The organism is Rathayibacter rhapontici (assembly GCF_001995175.1).
Classification (GTDB): Bacteria; Actinomycetota; Actinomycetes; order Actinomycetales; family Microbacteriaceae; genus Rathayibacter.
In genome coordinates this window covers 37,242-58,578 of the sequence record NZ_MUKN01000022.1, presented here as the reverse complement: position 1 = coordinate 58,578, position 21,337 = coordinate 37,242, and the positions used below count along the sequence as shown (strand labels likewise).

Here is a 21,337-nt window from a genome sequence, read left to right as displayed (position 1 = left end):
AGGGCGCCGCGACGAGGCCACCGCCTCCGCCCACTCCAGCAGTCGCACGCCGCGACGAGGCCACCCCCTCCGCCCACTCCAGCAGTCGCACGCCGCGACGAGGCCACCCGCTCCGCCCACTCCAGCAGTCGCACCACGCACGGCGCCCTATACAGCGGCCCGAACACGGGTGGACGCATTCCGCGCGGATTCGCAGGCGCCGTTATACTCGTCGGGGCGCGCAACGCGCCGGAACTTCGAAAGGTACCGCGTGGACATCCTCCAGGTCGTGCTCCAGGTCATCCTGGGCATCACGAGCCTCCTGCTCACCATGCTGATCCTGCTCCACAAGGGGCGCGGCGGCGGACTGTCCGACATGTTCGGCGGTGGAGTCACCTCCAACCTCGGCGCCTCGGGTGTCGCGGAGCGCAATCTCAACCGCATCACCGTGATCCTCGGCCTCGTCTGGCTGGCGTGCATCGTGGTGCTGGGTCTCATCACCAAGTTCGACACCGGAGCATAGGGGTACACGGAATGGCATCAGGCGGCAGTGCAATCCGCGGTTCGCGCGTCGGCGCGGGACCCATGGGCGAGCAGGACCGGGGCTTCCACGCGGAGCGCGTGGCGGTGTCCTACTGGGACGCTCTGGGCAACGAGACGGTGCGCCACTTCTCGGCGGCCCTCCCCGAGGACGAGATCCCCGAGGTCATCGACTCGCCCCAGTCGGGTCTCCCCGCGGGACGCGATCGCGCGAACCCCCCGCAGGTCGCGAAGACCGAGCCCTACAAGACGCACCTCGCCTACGTGAAGGAGCGCCGCACCGAGGCCGAAGCGGCCCAGCTCCTCGAGGAGGCGCTCCAGCAGCTGCGCGCCCGCCGCGGCACCGCGACGCCGTCCTGATCCTGATCCGTCAGGAACGATGAAAGGCCCGATCCGCAGAGGATCGGGCCTTTCGCCGTCGTGGACCCGGGTGCACCGGGCCGAACTCAGTAGCTCGGAGCGATGAGCGACTCCGGGACCTCGGCCGCGGCCTCCTGGTCGACGAAGAAGACCGTTCGCTTGCGACCGAAGGCTCCGGCGACCGGCACCTCGTTCGTGTTCGCGCCGGCGAGCGCGAGCCCGAGAGCGGACGCCTTGTCCGCGCCCGCGAGCACCATCCAGATCCGGTCCGACTGGTTGATCAGCGGGAGGGTCAGGGTGAGGCGCTCCGGGGGCGGCTTGGGGGAGTTGCGCACCGGGAGCACGCCGGCCTCGGCGGAGCGGATCGCCGAGCGCTCGGGGAAGAGCGACGCGATGTGGCCGTCGGGACCCACTCCGAGGAACGTGATGTCGAAGCGCGGGTAGTCGCGACCCTCCGTCGCGTGCGCACGGAGCTCGGCGTCGTACAGGGTCGCGGCCGCGTCGAGGTCGATCCCGTCGTCCGACGCGGGGAACGAGTGCACGTTCCCCGCGGGGACGTCGAGGCGGGTGAACAGGTCGCCCGCCTGCACGTCGTTCCGGTCCTCGTGACCACGCGGTACCCAGCGCTCGTCCCCCCACCAGAAGTGCACCCGCGACCAGTCGACGTTGCCCGAGGCCGACGAGGAGCCGATCTCGGCGAGCGTCGCCGCCCCCATCGTTCCGCCGGTCAGGATCACGTTCGCCGTCCCGAGATCATCGAGGATGTCGATCGTCTTCGTGATGAAGCGGGCGGCGACCGACCCGGCGAGGGTCTGCTTGTCGCGGTGGACGAGCACTCGACGTTCGGTGGTCATGAGGGGTCTCCTTCGGTTGCGTCTGCCGATCGGCGGATGGTCGGCTCCGTGTCAGGAAGCGCTGCGGGCACCGGTCTGCTCGGAGAGCATGTCGACGCCGCGCGAGATGACTTCACCGTACAGGTCATCCGGGTCGAGCCTGCGCAGCTCCTCGGCCAGGCAGTCGCGGAGGCTGCGGCGGGGGAGCGAGATGTCGTGGACGGGCTGCTCCGGCTGCGTCAGCGTCGCCACGTTGGGGATCGAGCGCTCGAGCTCGATGGTCCCCGATGCGCGGATCAGCTTGACTCCGTGGATGCCGCTCGACCCGGTCGCGCTGATGGTCAGCTCGTGGTCGACCGGGATGTCGAGCTCGAGCTGGAGCCAGGCGGCGAGCAGGATCGTCGACGGCGAGTCCGGAGCACCCGACACCTCGACGGCCGTGATCGGCTCGTACGGCGGCTGATCGAGGACCGCGGCGAGCTGAGCGCGCCAGAGGGTCAGCCGCGTCCAGGCGAAGTCGGTGTCCCCGGGGGCGTAGGTGAAGGCGAGGTGGTGCAGCGCCTCCGCCGGGTTCGACTGTGCCGAGGCGTCGGTGATGCGCCGCTGGGCGATGCGGCCGATGGGCGATTTCGAGGCGCTCTCGGGGGCGCTGTTCGGCCACCAGGCGACCACGGGCGCATCCGGGAGCAGCAGTCCCGTGACCAGGCTCTCCTCGTCGTTCGCGGCGTCGCCGAAGGGGCGGAGCACGACGACCTCGCTCGCGCCGGCGTCGCCGCCGACCCGGATCTGGGCGTCGACCCGCGGAGTCGCGTCCACGGGGACGGTGGTGAGCCCGTCGTCCTTCGAGACGACGATGACCCGCATCGGGTGCTCGCGCGACGCGTCGTTCGCCGCGTCGATCGCTTCCTCCTCATGACCCCGGGAGGTCGCGATGATGAGGGTCAGCACGCGCCCGAGTGCGACGGCGCCGCCCTCCTCGCGGATCTTGACGAGGGTCTTGGAGACCTCGCTGGTCGTGGTGTCGGGCAGATCGACGATCATGGACGCCTCCAGGTGCGGCCGTCGCGGGCGAGGAGCTCGTCGGCGGATTCGGGACCCCAGGTTCCGGGGCGGTACTGCTCGGGCTGGCCCTGGGTCTCCCAGAACTCCTCGATCGGGTCGAGGATCTTCCAGGAGAGCTCGACCTCCTCGTGGCGGGGGAACAGCGGGGGCTCGCCCAGGAGGACGTCGAGGATCAGACGCTCGTAGGCCTCGGGGCTCGCCTCGGTGAACGCGTGGCCGTAGCCGAAGTCCATCGTGACGTCGCGCACCTGCATGCCCGCGCCCGGGACCTTCGAGCCGAAGCGCATGGTGACGCCCTCGTCGGGCTGCACGCGGATGACGAGCGCGTTCTGACCCAGCGACGTGGTCTGGCTCTCGGCGAAGAGCTGCTGCGGAGCGCGCTTGAACACGACGGCGATCTCGGTGACGCGACGGCCGAGGCGCTTGCCGGCGCGCAGGTAGAACGGGACACCCGCCCAGCGGCGCGTGCCGATGTCCAGGCGCATCGCCGCGAACGTCTCCGTCGTCGAGGTGGGGCTCATGCCGTCCTCCTCGAGGAAGCCGAGGACCTTCTCGCCGCCCTGCCAGCCGCCGGCGTACTGGCCGCGGGCGGTGGCGGTGGACAGGTCCTTCGGCAGACGGACCGCCGCGAGGACCTTCTCCTTCTCGGCGCGCAGGTCGGCGGCGTCGAACGAGATCGGCTCCTCCATCGCCGTGAGGGCGAGGAGCTGGAGGAGGTGGTTCTGGATGACGTCGCGCGCGGCGCCGATGCCGTCGTAGTAGCCGGCGCGGCCGCCCACTCCGATGTCCTCGGCCATCGTGATCTGCACGTGGTCGACGTAGTTCGAGTTCCAGAGCGGCTCGTACATCATGTTGGCGAAGCGCAGCGCCAGGATGTTCTGGACCGTCTCCTTGCCGAGGTAGTGGTCGATGCGGAACACGGAGTCGGGCGGGAAGACCGATTCGACGACGGCGTTGAGCTCACGGGCGGTGGTGAGGTCGCTGCCGAAGGGCTTCTCGATGACGACGCGGCGCCACTGGCCCTCCTTCTGCTCCGCGAGGCCCGAGTTGCGCAGCTGCTCGGTGACCTGCGGGAAGGACTTCGGGGGGATCGAGAGGTAGAAGGCGAAGTTGCCCATCGTGCCGCGCTCGCGATCGAGCTCGTCCACCGTCGTCTTCAGGCGGGTGAACGCCTCGGGGTCGTCGAACTCGCCCTGCACGAAGCGGATGCCCTGCGCGAGCTGGGTCCAGACCTCCTCGTGGAACTCGGTGCGCGCGTACTTCTTGACGGAGTCGTGCACCACCTGCTCGAAGTCCTGGTCGTCCCAGTCGCGCCGGGCGAAGCCGACGAGCGCGAATCCGGGGGGCAGCAGGCCGCGGTTGGCGAGGTCGTAGACCGCCGGCATGAGCTTCTTGCGCGAGAGATCGCCGGTGACGCCGAAGATGACGAGGCCGCTCGGCCCCGCGATCCGGTTCAACCGCCGGTCGAAGCTCAACCGCAGGGGGTTGAACTCGGGGGTGATGTCCACAGACATGTGCAGTGTCCTTCTGTGTGCCGGCTTCTCCGGCGCACTGCTCTCGATGAGGAGTGGGTGGGACCGATCGCGGGCACGCCGCCCCGCCCCGGCGAGGGGCGGGACGGCGTGCCCGTCGGATCAGCTGTTGAGGGCCTCGAAGAGGGCCTCGAGGTCGGCCTCGGGATCGGTCAGCGTCAGCGTCAGCACCGGTCGGCCGTGCTCCGCGAGCACGCTCGCGTCGCCGGCCGCCTGGGCGAGGATCAGCTGCCCGAAGGTGAAGGGGCTGTCCGGGATCTCGAGATCGGCGGTCGCGCGCTCGGTGATCTGGAGGAAGACGCCGGTCGGGGCGCCGCCCTTGTGGTACTGACCGGTCGAGTGCAGGAAGCGGGGACCCCACCCGAAGGTGACGGGGCGCTGGGCCTGCGCGGCGAGGAGGTCGCGGACTCCCTCCAGCTGCGGCACGGCGAGGCGGTCGACGTAGGCCTGGATGGCGACGTAGCCGCCCTCGCCGAGCTGGGCGAGGAGGCGGTCGACGGCCTCGGCGACGGTCGAGACGCCCTCGGTGACCACGGGGCTGCCCGTGACCTCGATGCCGGCGTCGGTGAAGGCCGGCGCCTCGGGCTCGGGGCGCTTCTCGAGCAGGGCCCGGGTCGCGATCTTCGCGGACTCGACGTCGGGCTGATCGAACGGGTTGATGCCGAGCAGTCGTCCTGCAACGGCGACCGCGTACTCCCAGGTCAGCATCTGCGCACCGAGCGAGCCGGAGAGCAGGATCTCGCCCTCGTGGCGGTCGCGCGGGAACAGGTGCAGAGCGGTCGCGTCGTCGACCAGGCGGACGACCTGCACGTCGGGCAGGTCCTCCGACAGCTCGGGGGCGAGCGTGCCCAGGACGACCGGCAGGATCCCGGTGCCGTCCTTGCCGGTGGACTCGGCGATCAGCTGCTCCGCCCAGTCGGCGAAGCCCACGATGTGGGTGCCGTCGGCGACGATCGCGAGCTTGTCGCGGCGAGGGCTGGTGGCGGCGATCGCCGCTCCGAGCACGAGCCCCGGGTTCTCGGGGGAGTCGACGGCGAGCCCGAGGGACGCCTCCGCCGCCTCGTCGAGCAGGGCCTCGATGTCGGCCCCGGCCAGCCCGGAGGGGACCAGTCCGAACGCGGAGAGCGCCGAGAAGCGGCCGCCGATGTTCGGGTCCGCGTTGAACACGCGGTAGCCGGCCTCGCGGGAGGACGTGTCCAGCGGCGAGCCGGGGTCGGTCACGATGACGATGCGCTCGAGCGGGTCGATGCCCGCCTCGGTGAACGCCTTCTCGTAGGCCTTCTTCTGGCTCGCGGTCTCGACGGTCGAGCCCGACTTCGACGAGATCACGACGGCGGTCGAGGCGAGGCGGTCGCGGAGGGCCGCGAGCACCTGACCGGGAGCGGTCGAGTCGAGGACGGTCAGCTCGACACCGGCCGTGCGCGTGATGACCTCGGGGGCGAGCGACGAGCCGCCCATCCCGCCGAGCACGATGTGGTCGATGCCCTTCGCGGCGAACTCCTCGCGGAGCGCGAGGATCTCGGGGATCAGCGGACGGGACACCGAGGTCGACTCGGTCCAGCCGAGGCGCTTGGCCGACTCCTCCTCCGCGGCGGCTCCCCAGAGGGTGGGGACCTGGGCGGTGATGCCCGAGGCGACCGCGTCGGCGACGAGATCGGGGACGACGCGGTCGACGGCCTTCTCGGCGTCTCCGCTGACGTGGATCTGGATCGACATGATCAGGCCTGCGCCTTCGCGCCCTCGAGAGCCGTGGTGACGGTGTCGAGCAGCTCGTTCCAGGAGACGATGAACTTCTCCACGCCCTCCTTCTCGAGCAGCTCGGTGACCTCGGCGTACGAGACGCCCTGCGCGGCGACGGCGTCGAGGACGGCGTTCGCGTCGGCGTAGGCGCCGGTGACCGTGTCGCCGGTGATGACGCCGTGGTCGAAGGTCGCCTCGAGGGTCTTCTCGGGCATCGTGTTGACGACGCCGGCCGCGACGAGCTCGGTGACGTAGAGGGTGTCGGGGAGCTCGGTCGACTTCACGCCGGTCGAGGCCCACAGCGGGCGCTGGCGGTTCGCGCCGGACTCCTGCAGGAGCAGCGCGCGCTCGGTCGCGAAGGCCTCGACGAAGACCTCGTAGGCGAGCTGGGCGTTGGCGACGCCCGACTTGCTCTTGAGCGCCTTCGCCTCGTCGGTGCCGACGGCCTCGAGGCGCTTGTCGATCTCGGTGTCGACGCGCGAGACGAAGAACGAGGCGACGGAGTGGATGGTCGACAGGTCGATGCCCGCGTCCTTGGCCTTCTCGAGGCCGGCGAGGTACGCGTTGATGACGGCGCGGTAGCGGGCGAGCGAGAAGATCAGCGTGACGTTCACGGAGATGCCGGAGCCGATGACCTCGGTGATGGCCTCGAGGCCCTCGACGGTCGCGGGGATCTTGATCATCGCGTTCGGACGGTCGACCTTCGCCCAGAGGGCCTTGGCCTGCTCGATGGTGCCCTGCGCGTCGTGCGCCAGGCCGGGCTCGACCTCGATCGAGACGCGGCCGTCGTAGCCGTTGGTGGCGTCGTAGATCGGACGGAAGACGTCCGAGGCCGCGGCGACGTCGTCGGTGGTGATCTCGAAGACGGCGTCGGTCACGGAGGTGCCGGAGGCGGCGAGCTCGCGGACCTGCGCGTCGTAGGACTCGCCGTTGGCGAGGGCGGCCGCGAAGATCGTCGGGTTCGTGGTGACTCCGACGACGTTCTTCTCGTCGATGAGCTTCTGCAGCCCGCCCGAGGAGATGCGCGTGCGCGAGAGGTCGTCGAGCCAGATGCTGACGCCGGCGGCGGAGAGGTCTGCGGTGGGGGTGTTCTCGGTCATGTCTCTTCTTCTCTTCTTCGTTCGGAGGTGATGCGGGTGTGGAGCCGGAGCCCCGACGGCGAAGGCCGCGTCCGTGGGGACGCGGCCTTCGGCTCAGGAGGCTGCGAGCGACTCCTTGGCGGCGGCGAGTGCCGCCTCCGTGGTGATCCCGAACTCGCGGAACAGGGTCTTGTAGTCGGCCGAGGCGCCGAAGTGCTCGATCGAGACCGAGCGACCGGCGTCGCCGACGTACTTCTGCCAGCCGAGGCTCAGTCCGGCCTCGATCGAGACGCGCGCCTTCACGGAGGACGGCAGGACCTTCTCGCGGTAGGCCGCGTCCTGCTCCTCGAACCACTCGAGCGACGGAGCCGAGACCACGCGGGCGTTGACGCCCTCGGCCTTCAGCTGCTCGCGCGTCTCGACGGCGATCTGGAGCTCGGAGCCGGTCGCGATGAGGATCACGTCCGGCGTGCCGCCGGGCGCCTCGGCGAGGACGTACGCGCCCTTGGCGACGTGGGAGGCGTGGGCGAAGGTCTCGCCCTCGGCCTCGCCCTCGCCGCGCTCGAACACCGGGATGTTCTGACGGGTCAGCGCGAGGCCGGCGGGGCCCTCGCGGCGCTCGAGGATCGTCTTCCAGGCGTAGGCGACCTCGTTCGCGTCGCCGGGGCGGACGATGTCCAGTCCCGGGATAGCGCGCAGGGCGGCGAGCTGCTCGACCGGCTGGTGCGTCGGGCCGTCCTCGCCGAGCGCCACGGAGTCGTGGGTCCAGACGTAGATGGCCGGCGCCTTCATGAGCGCGGCGAGACGGACCGCCGGGCGCATGTAGTCGGAGAAGATCAGGAAGGTGCCGCCGAAGGGGCGGGTGTTCCCGTGCAGGACGATGCCGTTGAGGATCGAGCCCATGGCGTGCTCGCGGATGCCGAAGTGCAGCACGCGGCCGCCCTTCTTCCCGGTCCACTCGTGGGTCGAGAACTCGGACGGCACGAACGAGCCGGCGCCCTCGATGGTGGTGTTGTTCGACTCCGCGAGGTCGGCCGAGCCGCCCCACAGCTCCGGGATCACGCCGGCGAGGGCGTTGATGACCTTGCCGGACGCGGCGCGGGTCGACACCTCCTTGCCGGGCTCGAACACGGGGAGGGCGTCGTCGACGCCCTCGGGGAGGTCGCCGCTCAGGACGCGGTCGAGCAGGACCTTCTTCTCGGGGTTGGCCGCCGCCCAGGCGTCGAACTGCTCGGTCCACTCGGCGTGCTGCGCCTGGCCGCGCTCGACGGCCTTGCGGGTGTGCTCGATGACCTCGTCGGCCACGTCGAAGGTCTTCTCGGGGTCGAAGCCGAGCACCTCCTTGAGGCCGCGCAGCTCGTCGGCGCCGAGGGCGGAGCCGTGGATCTTGCCGGTGTTCTGCTTCTTCGGCGAGGGCCAGCCGATGATGGTGCGCAGGATGATGAGCGACGGCTTGCCGGTCTCGCCCTTGGCGGCCTCGATCGCGGCGTGGAGCTCGGCGACGTCCTCGTGGTACTCGCCGGTCTTCTTCCAGTCGACGACCTGGACCTGCCAGTCGTACGACTCGTAGCGCGCCTTCACGTCCTCGGTGAAGGCGATGTTGGTGTCGTCCTCGATCGAGATCTGGTTGGAGTCGTAGATGACGACCAGGTTGCCGAGCTGCTGGTGGCCGGCCAGCGAGGAGGCCTCGCTGGTCACGCCCTCCTGCAGGTCGCCGTCGCCCGCGATCACGTAGACGAAGTGGTCGAACGGCGAGGTGCCCGCGGCGGCCTCGGGGTCGAACAGGTCGCGCTCGAAGCGCGAGGCGTAGGCGAAGCCGACGGCGGAGGCGAGGCCCTGGCCGAGCGGGCCGGTCGTGATCTCGACGCCGTCCGTGTGGCCGTACTCGGGGTGCCCGGGGGTCTTGGAGCCCCAGGTGCGCAGCGCCTTCAGGTCGTCGAGCTCGAGGCCGTAGCCGCCCAGGTAGAACTGGACGTACTGGGTCAGCGACGAGTGCCCGACAGAAAGGATGAACCGGTCGCGGCCGATCCAGGTGCTGTCGGAGGGGTCGCGGCGCATGACCTTCTGGAAGAGGAGGTACGCGGCCGGAGCGAGGCTCATGGCGGTCCCGGGATGGCCGTTGCCGACCTTCTCCACGGCATCCGCGGCGAGGACCCTCGCCGTGTCGACTGCCTTCTCGTCAATGGATTCCCATTGCAGTTCTGACACTTGGTACTGACCCTTCTCGAGACGTGGGGCAGACGCAGACCGTCCGCCCTCTCGCATGGTGGAGCACGCCGCGCGACGACTTCGGCACGATGCTCCGGCGGCGACCCTCTGGGCCTCGCGGCGACCGATCGGTCGGGGCGGGCTCGGGTGCGTGCCGGGCGCTCTGGCGAGCAGTCCCGAGTATACGGAGGGGGGTGCGCTCGCCGTCGGGGGTTGCGGGATGCATATGTAGGGAGTCGTTTGGGCAAGCGTGCACGGGGCGGGGGCGGTGTTGACGGAACCGACGGACCGGGCCCGGGCCCAGGCTCCGCGCATTACACTCGTTCGGGATTGTCGAACGTTAGAGGAGCAATGGACGTAGCCGTAGAGACCACCGCGACCGAACGGGGCGGATCGTCCGGGGCGACCCTGTCTCGCAAGGTGAAGGCCTTCGTCTCGCTGACGAAGCCCCGGGTGATCGAGCTGCTCCTCGTCGTGACGGCGCCGACGATGATCCTCGCCGAGGGCGGCATCCCGAACCTCTGGCTCGTGCTCAACGTCCTCATCGGCGGCGCGCTGAGCGCCGGTTCGGCCGGAGCCTTCAACTGCTACTTCGACCGCGACATCGACCGCATCATGAACCGGACGAGGAACCGCCCGCTCGTGACGGGGGAGATCTCGGACCGGGCCGCCCTGGTGTTCGCCACCACGATCGGCGTGCTCTCGATCGTCTGGCTCGGGCTGACGGCGAACTGGCTGGCAGCCGGCCTCTCGCTCGCGGCGATCCTGATCTACGTCGTCTTCTACACGCTCTTCCTCAAGCGCCGCACCCCGCAGAACATCGTCTGGGGCGGCATCGCCGGGTGCATGCCCGTGCTCATCGGCTGGGCCGCCGTCACCAACTCGCTCGACTGGGCGCCGGTGATCCTGTTCTCGGTCATCTTCCTGTGGACCCCGCCGCACTACTGGCCCCTGTCGATGAAGTACCGCGACGACTACCAGGCCGCCGGCGTGCCGATGCTCGCGGTGGTCCGCGGCCGCACGGTGGTCGGGCTGCAGGTCATCCTCTACGCGTGGGCGACGGTGGCCTGCTCGCTCCTGCTGATCCCGGTCGCGGAGATGGGCGTCGTGTACACGGTCGTCGCGCTCGCCGGCGGCGTCTGGTTCATCGCCGAGACGCACCGCCTCTACAGCCTCGCGATCCGCCACGAGCACGTCTCGCCGATGCGCGTGTTCCACGGCTCGATCGGATACCTCACCCTGCTGTTCCTCGCCGTCGGCATCGATCCCCTGCTGCCGTTCTGATGGTGACGCCCTTCTCGCTCCTCGCCGAGCGGGTCACGCTCTCGCCGCGGGCCCTGCGCTGGGGCACGACCGCGGCACTCGTGGCGAGCATCCTGATCATCTTCTTCGGGGGAGTGGTGCGGCTGACGGGATCGGGCCTCGGCTGCCCGACGTGGCCGGCCTGCGACGCGGGATCCCTCACCTCCACTCCCGAGCTCGGGATCCACGGCTTCATCGAGTTCACGAACCGCGCCTTCACGGGCGTCCTGATCGTCGCCGTCGGCTGGGCGATCACCGCCGCGCGACTGCAGAAGCCGCGCGACCGCACCATGACGCGACTCGCCTGGTCGCAGTTCTGGCTGGTCGTCGCCAACGCCCTCGCGGGTGGGGCGACCGTGCACTCCGGTCTGAACCCGTACATCGTCGCGGGGCACTTCGTCCTGGCGATAGCCCTGCTCACCACGACGTCGCTGACCTGGCACCGCGCGCACCGGTCGCAGTCCACGGCGTTCTCGCCCGACGCGCTCACCCGCGCCGTCAGCATCGCGCTCGTCGTCGTCACCCTCCTGGTGATCCTCGTCGGCACGCTCGTGACGGGCACCGGTCCGCACGCGGGCGACTCCGCGGAGGTGCCCCGGATGCGCTTCCACTGGGAGAGCGTCACGGCGGTGCACGGCGTGCTCGGCACGGCGTCGCTCGTGCTCGGCGTCGTGCTGCTCGTGCTCCTGCGCCGGGTCTCCGGGGCCGAGCTCGCACGCCGGCGCGTCGTGACCTACATCGCGGTGGTCGTGCTGCAGGCGCTCGTCGGGATCGCGCAGTCCCTCCTCGCTCTTCCGGAGGCCCTGGTCGCCGTCCACCTGCTGGGCTCGGCGCTCGTCTGGGTGGGCACCGTGCGGGTGCTCCTCGACGTGAACCCCCGGCTCTTCACCGTCCGCGCTCAGCGCCGCCGCGTCGCGGAGGAGCTCGAGCCCGTCCGCTGACGCTGCCGGACCGGCTCCGGGAGCGCGGGTCGTCCCCACTGATCGGATCGCCCCCGGGGCGGCGGCCGCAGGTGGCCGCGGAGCCGCAGCAGGGCGAGGGGCAGAGACCGGACCGGGAGTCCGAGCGCGAGCGCGGTGCCGAGGCGGCCGAGGAGCGCGGCCCGGGCGGGCGGGAGTCCGAGGCCCGCGGCGGCGAGCAGGAGGCGGGGGAGGAGCGGGATCGCATCGTCGTTCGGCATGGCGGAAGATCATCACGGACCACCGACACCCGTATGGTCATCGGCGTCTGGTGGCGCAGGACGTCGCACCCGGCCGACACCCAGCTGAGCGGGTTCCCATCCGGGCGCGCCTCTGTAGAATGAGTAGTTGGTTCAGGTACGACGTGAGACCCCGGCATCCGCGCGGACACGGCGTCGACAGGGACCACCGGCCCGATGACGCGCCGCAGCACTTCTCTTAGGACATCTCAGGCACGCACATCAACCGCCCCCGCGCATCGACCACGATCGCGACCAGCCGGAATGTGCTCCGGGTCGCCCCACGGGGAATGACTCCGGAACCCGACCGGTTAGCAGTGGGTAGGAAACGAGGTACACATGTCAGACATCCTGATCGACCGCCCCGAGCTCGAGAGCCTCGGCGTCTACGAGTTCGGCTGGGCCGACTCCGACTCCGCGGGAGCGTCCGCACGTCGCGGGATCTCCCCCGAGGTCGTCTCCGACATCTCCGCGCTCAAGAACGAGCCCGCCTGGATGCGCGATCGCCGCATGAAGGCGCTGAAGCTCTTCGAGCGCAAGCCCATGCCGACGTGGGGCGCCGACCTGTCGGCGATCGACTTCGACAACATCAAGTACTTCGTCCGCTCCACCGAGAAGCAGGCGCAGACCTGGGACGACCTCCCCGACGACATCAAGAACACGTACGAGAAGCTCGGGATCCCGGAGGCGGAGCGCCAGCGCCTCGTCGGCGGCGTGGCCGCGCAGTACGAGTCCGAGGTCGTCTACCACCAGATCCGCGAGGATCTGGAGGAGCAGGGCGTCATCTTCATGGACACCGACACCGCGCTGCGCGAGCACCCCGAGATCTTCGAGGAGTACTTCGGCACCGTCATCCCCGCGGGCGACAACAAGTTCGCGGCCCTGAACACCGCGGTCTGGTCGGGCGGCTCGTTCGTTTACGTCCCCAAGGGCGTCCACGTCGACATCCCGCTCCAGGCGTACTTCCGCATCAACACCGAGAACATGGGCCAGTTCGAGCGGACGCTGATCATCGCGGACGAGGACAGCTACGTGCACTACATCGAGGGCTGCACGGCGCCGATCTACAAGTCGGACTCGCTGCACTCGGCCGTGGTCGAGATCATCGTGAAGAAGAACGCGCGCGTGCGCTACACGACCATCCAGAACTGGTCGAACAACGTCTACAACCTCGTGACCAAGCGCGCGATCGCGCACGAGGGCGCGACCATGGAGTGGATCGACGGCAACATCGGATCCAAGGTCACGATGAAGTACCCGTCCATCTTCCTGGTGGGCGAGCACGCCAAGGGCGAGACCCTCTCGGTCGCGTTCGCGGGTCCCGGCCAGCACCAGGACGCCGGCGCGAAGATGGTCCACATGGCGCCGTACACGCAGTCGTCGATCGTCTCGAAGTCGATCGCCCGCGGCGGCGGTCGGGCCGGGTACCGCGGCGAGGTCCGGGTCGACGCCACCGCGCACCACTCGGCCAACACGGTGCGCTGCGACGCGCTGCTCGTCGACACGATCTCGCGGTCGGACACGTACCCCGCCATCGACATCCGCGTCGACGACGTTCAGCTCGGCCACGAGGCGACCGTCTCGAAGGTCAGCGAGGAGCAGCTGTTCTACCTGATGTCGCGCGGCCTCCCCGAGGACGAGGCCATGGCGATGATCGTGCGCGGCTTCATCGAGCCGATCGCGCGCGAGCTGCCCATGGAGTACGCCCTCGAGCTGAACAAGCTCATCGAGATGGGGATGGAGGGCAGCGTCGGTTGACGCCCGCCTCCCCCCTCGAAGGGGCGCCCGGACGGGGCGCCCCGCACCCATCGAAAGGAACCACCGCCTGATGACGGTCCCCACGAGCGCCGCGACCCCTGAGATCGACGGCGCTGCCGCTGCCGAGCGCCTGGGCATAAGCGCCCACTCCGACGGGGCCTTCACGCCCGTGCAGACGCGCTCGGAGCGCTTCGCGTCGGCCGACGTCGACGCCTTCGAGGCCGTCACCGGACGCGAGGTCGCCTGGAAGCTGACTCCGATCGCCCGGCTCGGCGATCTGATTGACGGCGAGCTCGACGGGTCCCCGACCCCTCTCGAGACCGTGCCCGTCGACGGAGTGGACGTCTCGTGGGTCGGTCGGGACGACGCCCGGATCGGCACGGCCGGCCTCCCCGAGGACCGCGCCGCGGCGAACGCCTGGTCGCGCTTCGAGCAGGCGCTGGCCGTCCGCGTGACGGGCGAGGACGAGAAGGTGGCGACGCTCGTGCGCGCAGGCCTCGGCTCCGCGCCCCGTGCCGCGCACACCGTCATCGAGGCGGCGCCGTACGCGCGCGGCGTCGTCGTGCTGCAGAACGACGGTCCGGCGACGCTCGCCGAGAACGTCGAGATCCTGGTCGGCGAGGGAGCCCAGCTCACCGTCGTCACAGTGCAGGAGTGGGACGACGAGGCGCGCCACCTGGCCAACCACTTCATCCGCGTCGGCCGTGACGCGAAGCTCAAGCACATCGTGGTCACCCTCGGCGGCTCGATCGTGCGGTTGAACCCCTCGGCGCACCTCGTCGAGCGCGGAGCCGACGGCGAGCTCTTCGGCCTCTACTTCGCCGACGGCGGCCAGCACCTCGAGCAGCAGGTCTACGTCGACCACGACGCCCCCGACACCCGCAGCCGCGTCACCTACAAGGGCGCACTGCAGGGCCAGGGTGCCCGCACCGTCTGGATCGGCGACGTCCTCATCCGCAACAGCGCGACCGGGACCGACAGCTACGAGCAGAACCGCAACCTGGTCCTGTCCGACGGCACCCGAGCCGACTCGATCCCCAACCTCGAGATCGAGACCGGCGACATCGCCGGGGCGGGCCACGCGTCGGCGACCGGCCGGTTCGACGACGAGCAGCTCTTCTACCTGCAGTCGCGCGGGATCCGCGAGGACGAGGCGCGCCGCCTGGTCGTGCGCGGCTTCCTCAGCGAGATCGTCCAGCAGATCAAGGTCGCCGAGCTGGAGGACCGCCTGCAGCTCGCGATCGAGGCCGAGCTCGCCGGCAGCGCCGGTCAGACGGGCTCCTCGCGCGGAGCGGCGGTGACCGCATGAGCAACGCCGCGATGATCTGCTCGGTCTCCGAGCTGATCCCGAACCAGGCCATGCGCGTCGAGGTCGACGGAGTCGCCATCGCCGTCGTCCAGGACTCGGCCGGCGAGATCCACGCCATCGGCGACACCTGCACGCACGGCGAGATCTCGCTCTCGGAGGGCTTCGTCGAGGGCGACAGCCTCGAGTGCTGGGCCCACGGCTCGCAGTTCTCGCTCCGCACCGGGACGCCCCTCAACCTGCCGGCCTACGAGCCGGTCCCCGTCTTCGTCGTCGAGATCATCGACGGCGACGTCTACATCGACCCGACCGTCACGAAGGAAGTCTGAATGTCCGTTCTCCAGATCAGCGATCTCCACGTCAGTGTCGAGACCGAGCAGGGGACCAAGCAGATCCTCCGCGGTGTCGATCTCACCATCAACCAGGGTGAGATCCACGCGATCATGGGCCCGAACGGGTCCGGCAAGTCGACCCTCGCCTACACGATCGCCGGCCACCCCAAGTACCACGTCGACGGCGGCTCCATCACCCTGGACGGCGTCGAGGTCCTCGACATGTCGGTCGACGAGCGCGCTCGCGCGGGCCTCTTCCTCGCCATGCAGTACCCGGTCGAGATCCCCGGAGTGACCAACACGAACTTCCTCCGCACCGCCAAGACCGCGATCGCGGGCGAGGCGCCGGCGATCCGCACCTGGACCAAGGACGTCAAGGCGGCCATGGGCAACCTGCGGATGGACCCCTCTTTCGCGGCGCGCAATGTCAACGAGGGCTTCTCGGGCGGCGAGAAGAAGCGCAACGAGATCCTCCAGCTCGAGCTGCTCGCCCCGCAGTTCGCCGTCCTCGACGAGACCGACTCCGGTCTCGACGTCGACGCGCTCAAGATCGTCTCGGAGGGCGTGAACCGCGCTCACGCGAACACGGGCCTCGGCGTGCTGCTGATCACGCACTACACGCGGATCCTGCGCTACATCGAGCCCGACTTCGTGCACGTCTTCGTCGCGGGTCGCGTCGCCGAGCAGGGCGGCAAGGAGCTCGCCACCCGCCTCGAGGACGAGGGCTACGACCGCTTCCTCACGACGGCGACGGCCTGATCATGGCCGTCACGACGCTGGAGCCGAAGCTCTTCGACCAGGTCGAGGAGGCGCTCAAGGACGTCATGGATCCCGAGCTCGGGATCAACGTCGTCGACCTGGGCCTCATCTACGACCTCGGGTGGGACGACGAGAACGACGCTCTCGTCATCCACATGACGCTCACCTCGGCGGGCTGCCCGCTGACCGACGTGCTCGAGGAGCAGACCGCCGAGTCGCTCGACGGCATCGTCGAGGCCTTCCGGATCAACTGGGTCTGGATGCCGCCGTGGGGTCCCGAGCGGATCACCGACGACGGCCGCGACATGATGCGCGCGCTCGGCTTCTCGATCTGAGACGGGTACGGCGAAGGGCCGGGAGGATGATCCTCCCGGCCCTTCGCCCTACCCGTCGCTGCGCTCAGCTCGAGCGGCGGCGGAGCAGAGCCCAGGTCGTCGGGAGCAGGGCTGCGGCGACCAGGATCTTGAGCGCGTCGCCGATCAGGAACGGCACGAGGCCGGCGGTCAGCACGGAGCCGAGGTCGGCGGGGTAGCCGAGCGAGCCGAGGGCGGTCGCGAGCCAGGGGAGTCCGACCAGGTAGATGGTCGCGGTGCCCGCGAGGAAGCTGACGAGGGTTCCGACGACGCGGCGGTCCCACTGGCGCTGCGCCAGCCATCCGGTGACGATCGCGGCGAGGACGAATCCGAGGATGTAGCCGCCGGTCGGGCCCGCGAGGACCGCCCAGCCGCTCGAGCCCTCGGTGAAGATCGGGGCGCCGAGCGCGCCGACCAGCGCGTACACGCCCATGGCGAGCGCGCCGCGGAGCGCGCCGAGCGTGGTGCCGGCGAGGAGCACGGCGAAGGTCTGGCCGGTGATCGGCACGGGCCACATCGGGATGTAGAGCTGGGCCATCCCGGCGGTGAACGCCGCCGCGGCGACCACGAGGACGAGATCGGTGGTGATCGAGCGCGCGAACAGGCGGTCGGCGAGGACCGGCCGCGACGGGGCGAGCGAGTAGCTGGACATGAGTGTCTCCAAAGACCGTGGCGCCCGGTGGCGACGAAGGACGGGCTCGAGGGTGGTCGAGCGTGCAGGTGGCCGAGCGCAGGAGCTCCGGACGCGTCCGCGCTGAGCGGACGTGAACCGGCCCCGCGGCTCAGGAAATATACTAGAGGGCTGCCGCATCGCGGCCCCTTGCCCCACACCTCCCGAAGCGACCGCCATTTCTTGGCGAGAACGGACAGCACTGTGCTGAGCGTCCACGATCTCGAACTCCGAGTCGGCGCCCGACTCCTGATGGAGAACGTCTCCTTCCGGGTGGGCGACGGCGACAAGGTGGGCCTCGTCGGCCGCAACGGGGCGGGGAAGACGACGCTGACCAAGGTGCTCGCCGGCGATCTCATCGCCGCCAAGGGCACGGTCGACCGCGGCGGCGAGATCGGCTACCTCCCGCAGGACCCGCGCTCGGGCGACCCGGAGGAGCTGGCGCGCACGCGCATCCTCGACGCCCGCGGTCTCGGCTCCCTCGTGGTGGGGATGTCCGAGGCGACCGAGGCGATGTCGAGCAGTGACCCGGCCGTCAGCGCGGCGGGGATGAAGAAGTACGGCAACCTGACCGACCGCTTCCTCGCACTCGGCGGCTACGCCGCGGAGGCCGAGGCGGCGTCGATCGCGAGCAACCTGAACCTGCCGGACCGGATCCTCGATCAGCCGTTGAAGACGCTCTCGGGCGGTCAGCGCCGGCGCATCGAGCTCGCCCGGATCCTGTTCTCGGATGCGAGCACGCTGATCCTCGACGAGCCGACCAACCACCTCGACGCCGACTCGGTGGTGTGGCTGCGCGAGTTCCTGAAGAACTACCGCGGCGGATTCATCGTCATCAGCCACGACATCGAACTGGTCGGCGAGACGGTCAACCGCGTCTTCTACCTGGATGCGAACCGCCAGGTCATCGACGTCTACAACATGAACTGGAAGAACTACCAGCGCCAGCGCGCCGCCGACGAGGAGCGCCGCAAGAAGGAGCGCGCGAACGTCGAGAAGAAGGCGGGCGCCCTGCAGCTGCAGGCGGCGCGCTTCGGCGCGAAGGCCTCCAAGGCGGCGGCCGCGCACCAGATGGTGGCGCGCGCCGAGAAGATGATGAGCGGCCTCGAGGAGGTGCGCGCCGTCGACCGCGTCGCCAAGCTGCGCTTCCCGACGCCGATGCCCTGCGGCCGCACCCCGCTGCAGGCCGAGAACCTGTCGAAGAGCTACGGCTCGCTCGAGATCTTCACCGCCGTCGACCTCGCGATCGACCGCGGGTCGAAGGTGGTCATCCTGGGCCTGAACGGCGCGGGCAAGACGACCCTGCTGCGGATCCTCGGCGGGGTGGACGCTCCGGACACGGGATCGATCGAGCCCGGGCACGGTCTGCGGATCGGCTACTACGCGCAGGAGCACGAGACGATCGACGTCAAGCGCTCGGTGCTCGAGAACATGGTGTCGAGCAGCCCGAACCTCACCGAGACCGAGGCGCGCCGCGTCCTGGGCTCGTTCCTGTTCACCGGCGACGACTCCCACAAGCCGGCCGGAGTGCTCTCGGGTGGGGAGAAGACCCGTCTGGCCCTCGCGATGATCGTCGTCTCCGGGGCGAACGTCCTGCTGCTCGACGAGCCGACGAACAACCTCGACCCGGCGAGCCGCGACGAGATCCTCGACGCGCTCGCGCACTACGAGGGCGCGGTGGTCCTGGTCAGCCACGACGAGGGCGCCGTCGAGGCGCTGAACCCCGAGCGGGTGCTCATCATGCCCGAGGGCACCGAGGACCACTGGACCGCGGACTACCTCGATCTGATCACCCTGGCCTGATCGCGGCCCGCCGCCGCCGAGCGCGGCGGCTCAGTGGTGGGCGTCGAGGAGCTCGTCCTCGATCTCGGAGTCGCTGCGTCCGCGCTTCAGCCGCCGCTGCTCGCGCCGCTGCTCCGCGGCGATGACCTCGGGATCGTCGGCGTTGAGCAGGCGGAACTCGTGCCGCACGGCCCAACCCAGGCCCCCGAAGCCCATCAGGGCGAACAGCACCCACTGGATCGCGTAGCTGATGTGGAGGCCCTCGTCGGCCACCGGCTTCAGCGCCGCGAGCGGAGGAGCGTCGACGGGCGCCGGCGACTCCGACACCAGGAGGCCGTAGGCGCTCGTGCGCACCGGCTCCCCGAGCTGCTCGCGGAGGTCGTCGAGCTGGATGGTCGCGATCTGACCGGCGGGAGCGGAGCGCCCCTCGATGCGCCCCTCGCTCGGCTTGATCCTGGCGGTCACCGTGACCTCGCCCTCCGGAGGAGCCGGCACGGCGTCGGGGGAGTCCTGCTCGGATCCGACCGGCACCCAGCCGCGGTCGACCACGAACAGGCTGCCGTCGGCGAGGCGGAGCGGTGTCAGGACCTCGAAGCCGGGATTGCCGTTGTAGGGGCGGTTGCGGACGAGGGTCTCGTCCTGCGTCTCGTAGACGCCCGTGACCTCGACGGGCCGGAACTCGAGCACGTCGTCCCAGTCGTCGTCCTCGCCGATCAGCTGGTCGAGGGCCACGGGGTCGGCGGTCCAGTTGGCGGTGACGAGCCGGTTCGTCGAGGCCGCCTCGTCCAGGCGCGCCACCTGCCAGCGCGACAGCAGCACGCAGGCGACGGCGAAGACCACCGCGAGAGCGAGGTAGCCGAACCAGCGGCGCGAGAGCACGAAGCGCCAGGACGGACGCGGCGCGGAGTCGGTCAACGCGAGGTCCCCCGGTCGGTGGTCTGGAGCGGTCTCACCTCGAGCGGGAACTCCCGTGCGGCGAGGAACTCGCGGAGGAACTCGAGGTGCTCACCGCAGGCGAGCCAGGTCTTGCGCCGGTCCTCCGCGTGGATCCGCGGATTCCGCCACTCTACGGCCCAGGTCGCGATGCTCGTGCAGCCCGCTCTCGAGCAGGTGTGCTCCTCGGGCGTCGTGCCGAGCGGGATCACGGTCGATCCGTCGTCGATCCGCCGCCCTCGGGCCGGGCGTCGTTCGAGGAGCCCGCGTCGGGAGCGGGAGCGGGCGGCGGGACCGGGCGCGACAGGACGATCGCACCGGGGCGCTGCACGTTGCCGCTCTCGCCGACGCCGCCGACGTTCGCGAGCACCACGGCGAAGTAGGGGAGGACGATGGCGCCGATCGCGAAGAACGCGAGCCACCATCCCTGGGCGAAGATCAGGCAGATGACGCAGATCATCCGGATGCCCATGGCGATGGAGTACTTGATCGCGCGCGAGCGACGTTCCGCGGTCGGCGACGGCGGGAGGGAGGTGAGCGATTCGCGGGGTTTCACAGCTGTACAAGCCTACGTCGCGGGGGAGTGGAGGAGGCGGGGTGCGCGGGATCTCCCGATGTGTTGCGCCCGGCGCCCGTAGGATGTACGGGTCGTCCGGCGCCGTCCGCGCGTCGGCAGGAGGGACACCATGACCACGCCCCGCACCGTCCTCGTCACCGGAGGAAACCGAGGGATCGGCTTCGCCATCGCCGAGGAGTTCGTCGCCGCGGGGCACCGGGTCGCGGTCACGGCTCGATCCGGATCCGGTCCCGCGGGGTCGCTCACGGTCGTGGCCGACGTCACCGACTCCGCCTCCATCGACGCCGCCTTCACCCAGGTGGAGGCCGAGCTCGGCCCTGTCGAGGTCGTGGTGGCCAATGCGGGCATCACCCGCGACACGCTCCTGCTGCGCATGACCGAGGACGACTTCACGTCGGTGATCGACACCAACCTCACCGGGGCGTTCCGCGTGGTCAAGCGCGCCTCCAAGGGCATGCTCAAGCAGAAGTTCGGGCGCGTCATCCTGATCTCGAGCGTGGTGGGCCTCTACGGCGGGCCGGGCCAGATCAACTACTCGTCGTCCAAGGCCGCGCTCGTCGGTTTCGCCCGCTCGCTGACCCGCGAGCTCGGGGCGCGCAACATCACCGCGAACGTCGTCGCTCCGGGCTTCATCGAGACCGACATGACGGCCGAGCTCCCCGCGGAGCAGCAGGCGGAGTACCGCAAGAGCATCCCGCTCGACCGCTACGGCACCGCGGCCGAGGTCGCGAAGGTCACCCGCTGGCTCGCCGGCGACGAGGCGGGCTACATCTCGGGTGCGGTCGTCCCGGTCGATGGCGGCCTCGGAATGGGCCACTGACGGGTCAACACGTTGCCAACGATTCACCATGACGACCACGGGCAAAAGAGCGAGCGGCCCTTAAGTCTCTGTTGCCGTCAGGCGAGGCCACGGGTGAGTGGACGATCTGCCCTGGACAAGGATCATGCGAGACGCCGGGTGAGGATCACGACGGCGACCCGCTGACGGGCGTGCCATGCCTCCGACCTGCGGAGATCGCGATCGTCCCTTCTCT

At 70.1% G+C, this 21,337-nt stretch carries 21 protein-coding genes; 11 read left to right on the top strand and 10 right to left on the bottom strand.

Annotation, left to right across the window (positions count from 1 at the left end; all coding sequences use genetic code 11):
• The first annotated feature begins 250 nt into the window (after positions 1-250).
• On the top strand, positions 251-502 hold the full coding sequence (gene secG, locus B0T42_RS08925) for a preprotein translocase subunit SecG (protein WP_055791960.1): 252 nt from the start codon (positions 251-253) through the stop codon (positions 500-502).
• An 11-nt stretch (positions 503-513) separates the two neighbouring features.
• A complete protein-coding gene (locus B0T42_RS08920) occupies positions 514-879 on the top strand; it encodes an RNA polymerase-binding protein RbpA (RefSeq protein ID WP_055791968.1) in 366 nt (121 codons plus the stop codon).
• Positions 880-965: 86 nt separating this feature from the next.
• Here B0T42_RS08920 and pgl read toward each other — a convergent pair whose 3' ends face one another.
• From pgl to tkt, 6 genes are all read right to left on the bottom strand, one after another.
• On the bottom strand, positions 966-1,733 hold the full coding sequence (gene pgl, locus B0T42_RS08915; protein ID WP_077222845.1) for a 6-phosphogluconolactonase: 768 nt from the start codon (positions 1,731-1,733) through the stop codon (positions 966-968).
• A gap of 51 nt (positions 1,734-1,784) precedes the next feature.
• Positions 1,785-2,753 (bottom strand): glucose-6-phosphate dehydrogenase assembly protein OpcA, encoded by a 969-nt coding sequence (locus B0T42_RS08910; protein WP_077222844.1) that lies wholly within the window; start codon positions 2,751-2,753, stop codon positions 1,785-1,787.
• Positions 2,750-4,288 (bottom strand): glucose-6-phosphate dehydrogenase, encoded by a 1,539-nt coding sequence (gene zwf / locus B0T42_RS08905; RefSeq protein ID WP_077222843.1) that lies wholly within the window; start codon positions 4,286-4,288, stop codon positions 2,750-2,752. The genes B0T42_RS08910 and zwf overlap by 4 nt, the downstream gene beginning before the upstream one ends.
• 120 nt (positions 4,289-4,408) lie before the next feature.
• Positions 4,409-6,022: a glucose-6-phosphate isomerase gene (locus tag B0T42_RS08900; protein WP_077222842.1), complete on the bottom strand. Its 1,614-nt coding sequence runs from the start codon at positions 6,020-6,022 to the stop codon at positions 4,409-4,411.
• A gap of 2 nt (positions 6,023-6,024) precedes the next feature.
• Positions 6,025-7,146, bottom strand: coding sequence for a transaldolase (gene tal, locus B0T42_RS08895; RefSeq protein ID WP_077222841.1), 1,122 nt, complete (start codon positions 7,144-7,146; stop codon positions 6,025-6,027).
• Between the two features lie 93 nt (positions 7,147-7,239).
• The gene (tkt, locus tag B0T42_RS08890) at positions 7,240-9,333 is read right to left on the bottom strand and encodes a transketolase (protein WP_077222840.1); all 2,094 of its coding nucleotides are present in this window, start codon (positions 9,331-9,333) and stop codon (positions 7,240-7,242) included.
• Positions 9,334-9,684: 351 nt separating this feature from the next.
• Between tkt and B0T42_RS08885 the strand changes: the two genes are divergently transcribed.
• The 7 genes from B0T42_RS08885 to B0T42_RS08850 all read left to right on the top strand — a co-directional run bounded on the left by B0T42_RS08885 (position 9,685) and on the right by B0T42_RS08850 (position 16,323).
• Positions 9,685-10,617 carry a heme o synthase gene (locus B0T42_RS08885; protein ID WP_077222839.1) on the top strand — a complete coding sequence of 311 codons (933 nt, stop codon included), beginning with the start codon at positions 9,685-9,687 and terminating at the stop codon, positions 10,615-10,617.
• A complete protein-coding gene (locus B0T42_RS08880) occupies positions 10,617-11,576 on the top strand; it encodes a COX15/CtaA family protein (RefSeq protein ID WP_077222838.1) in 960 nt (319 codons plus the stop codon). Before B0T42_RS08885 ends, B0T42_RS08880 begins: the two co-directional genes overlap by 1 nt.
• Before the next feature lie 596 nt (positions 11,577-12,172).
• Positions 12,173-13,591 (top strand): Fe-S cluster assembly protein SufB, encoded by a 1,419-nt coding sequence (gene sufB / locus B0T42_RS08870; RefSeq protein ID WP_077222836.1) that lies wholly within the window; start codon positions 12,173-12,175, stop codon positions 13,589-13,591.
• Between the two features lie 70 nt (positions 13,592-13,661).
• Positions 13,662-14,900 (top strand): Fe-S cluster assembly protein SufD, encoded by a 1,239-nt coding sequence (sufD, locus tag B0T42_RS08865; RefSeq protein ID WP_077222835.1) that lies wholly within the window; start codon positions 13,662-13,664, stop codon positions 14,898-14,900.
• Positions 14,897-15,226 (top strand): non-heme iron oxygenase ferredoxin subunit, encoded by a 330-nt coding sequence (locus tag B0T42_RS08860; RefSeq protein ID WP_077222834.1) that lies wholly within the window; start codon positions 14,897-14,899, stop codon positions 15,224-15,226. Before sufD ends, B0T42_RS08860 begins: the two co-directional genes overlap by 4 nt.
• Entirely contained in the window at positions 15,227-15,988 is a 762-nt protein-coding gene (gene sufC / locus B0T42_RS08855; protein WP_055792001.1) for a Fe-S cluster assembly ATPase SufC, read from the top strand. It begins immediately after the preceding gene.
• Between the two features lie 2 nt (positions 15,989-15,990).
• Positions 15,991-16,323: a metal-sulfur cluster assembly factor gene (locus B0T42_RS08850; protein ID WP_055792004.1), complete on the top strand. Its 333-nt coding sequence runs from the start codon at positions 15,991-15,993 to the stop codon at positions 16,321-16,323.
• 64 nt (positions 16,324-16,387) lie between these two features.
• Here B0T42_RS08850 and B0T42_RS08845 read toward each other — a convergent pair whose 3' ends face one another.
• The gene (locus B0T42_RS08845; protein ID WP_077222833.1) at positions 16,388-16,993 is read right to left on the bottom strand and encodes a biotin transporter BioY; all 606 of its coding nucleotides are present in this window, start codon (positions 16,991-16,993) and stop codon (positions 16,388-16,390) included.
• Between the two features lie 222 nt (positions 16,994-17,215).
• On the opposite strand from B0T42_RS08845, the gene abc-f reads away from it, so the two are divergent.
• Positions 17,216-18,814, top strand: a complete 1,599-nt coding sequence (abc-f, locus tag B0T42_RS08840; protein ID WP_077222832.1) for a ribosomal protection-like ABC-F family protein — start codon at positions 17,216-17,218, stop codon at positions 18,812-18,814.
• Positions 18,815-18,844: 30 nt separating this feature from the next.
• Here abc-f and B0T42_RS08835 read toward each other — a convergent pair whose 3' ends face one another.
• The 3 genes from B0T42_RS08835 to B0T42_RS08825 are packed head-to-tail and all read right to left on the bottom strand — an operon-like array spanning position 18,845 to position 20,282.
• On the bottom strand, positions 18,845-19,708 hold the full coding sequence (locus B0T42_RS08835) for an SURF1 family cytochrome oxidase biogenesis protein (RefSeq protein WP_077222831.1): 864 nt from the start codon (positions 19,706-19,708) through the stop codon (positions 18,845-18,847).
• Entirely contained in the window at positions 19,705-19,938 is a 234-nt protein-coding gene (locus B0T42_RS08830; RefSeq protein WP_077222830.1) for a hypothetical protein, read from the bottom strand. Before B0T42_RS08830 ends, B0T42_RS08835 begins: the two co-directional genes overlap by 4 nt.
• Positions 19,935-20,282: a DUF3099 domain-containing protein gene (locus B0T42_RS08825; protein WP_077222829.1), complete on the bottom strand. Its 348-nt coding sequence runs from the start codon at positions 20,280-20,282 to the stop codon at positions 19,935-19,937. Before B0T42_RS08825 ends, B0T42_RS08830 begins: the two co-directional genes overlap by 4 nt.
• A 130-nt stretch (positions 20,283-20,412) precedes the next feature.
• On the opposite strand from B0T42_RS08825, the gene fabG reads away from it, so the two are divergent.
• Positions 20,413-21,123, top strand: coding sequence for a 3-oxoacyl-ACP reductase FabG (fabG, locus tag B0T42_RS08820; protein WP_077222828.1), 711 nt, complete (start codon positions 20,413-20,415; stop codon positions 21,121-21,123).
• Positions 21,124-21,337 lie beyond the last annotated feature (214 nt).

Coding starts and splice junctions, on each gene's coding strand:
- B0T42_RS08910 (WP_077222844.1), bottom strand. CDS start 2,753: ATGATCGTCGATCTGCCCGACACCACGACCAGCGAGGTCTCCAAGACC.
- fabG (WP_077222828.1), top strand. CDS start 20,413: ATGACCACGCCCCGCACCGTCCTCGTCACCGGAGGAAACCGAGGGATC.
- sufB (WP_077222836.1), top strand. CDS start 12,173: ATGTCAGACATCCTGATCGACCGCCCCGAGCTCGAGAGCCTCGGCGTC.
- B0T42_RS08850 (WP_055792004.1), top strand. CDS start 15,991: ATGGCCGTCACGACGCTGGAGCCGAAGCTCTTCGACCAGGTCGAGGAG.
- B0T42_RS08900 (WP_077222842.1), bottom strand. CDS start 6,022: ATGTCGATCCAGATCCACGTCAGCGGAGACGCCGAGAAGGCCGTCGAC.
- B0T42_RS08880 (WP_077222838.1), top strand. CDS start 10,617: ATGGTGACGCCCTTCTCGCTCCTCGCCGAGCGGGTCACGCTCTCGCCG.
- sufD (WP_077222835.1), top strand. CDS start 13,662: ATGACGGTCCCCACGAGCGCCGCGACCCCTGAGATCGACGGCGCTGCC.
- B0T42_RS08885 (WP_077222839.1), top strand. CDS start 9,685: ATGGACGTAGCCGTAGAGACCACCGCGACCGAACGGGGCGGATCGTCC.
- tal (WP_077222841.1), bottom strand. CDS start 7,146: ATGACCGAGAACACCCCCACCGCAGACCTCTCCGCCGCCGGCGTCAGC.
- B0T42_RS08920 (WP_055791968.1), top strand. CDS start 514: ATGGCATCAGGCGGCAGTGCAATCCGCGGTTCGCGCGTCGGCGCGGGA.
- B0T42_RS08845 (WP_077222833.1), bottom strand. CDS start 16,993: ATGTCCAGCTACTCGCTCGCCCCGTCGCGGCCGGTCCTCGCCGACCGC.
- zwf (WP_077222843.1), bottom strand. CDS start 4,288: ATGTCTGTGGACATCACCCCCGAGTTCAACCCCCTGCGGTTGAGCTTC.
- B0T42_RS08860 (WP_077222834.1), top strand. CDS start 14,897: ATGAGCAACGCCGCGATGATCTGCTCGGTCTCCGAGCTGATCCCGAAC.
- sufC (WP_055792001.1), top strand. CDS start 15,227: ATGTCCGTTCTCCAGATCAGCGATCTCCACGTCAGTGTCGAGACCGAG.
- pgl (WP_077222845.1), bottom strand. CDS start 1,733: ATGACCACCGAACGTCGAGTGCTCGTCCACCGCGACAAGCAGACCCTC.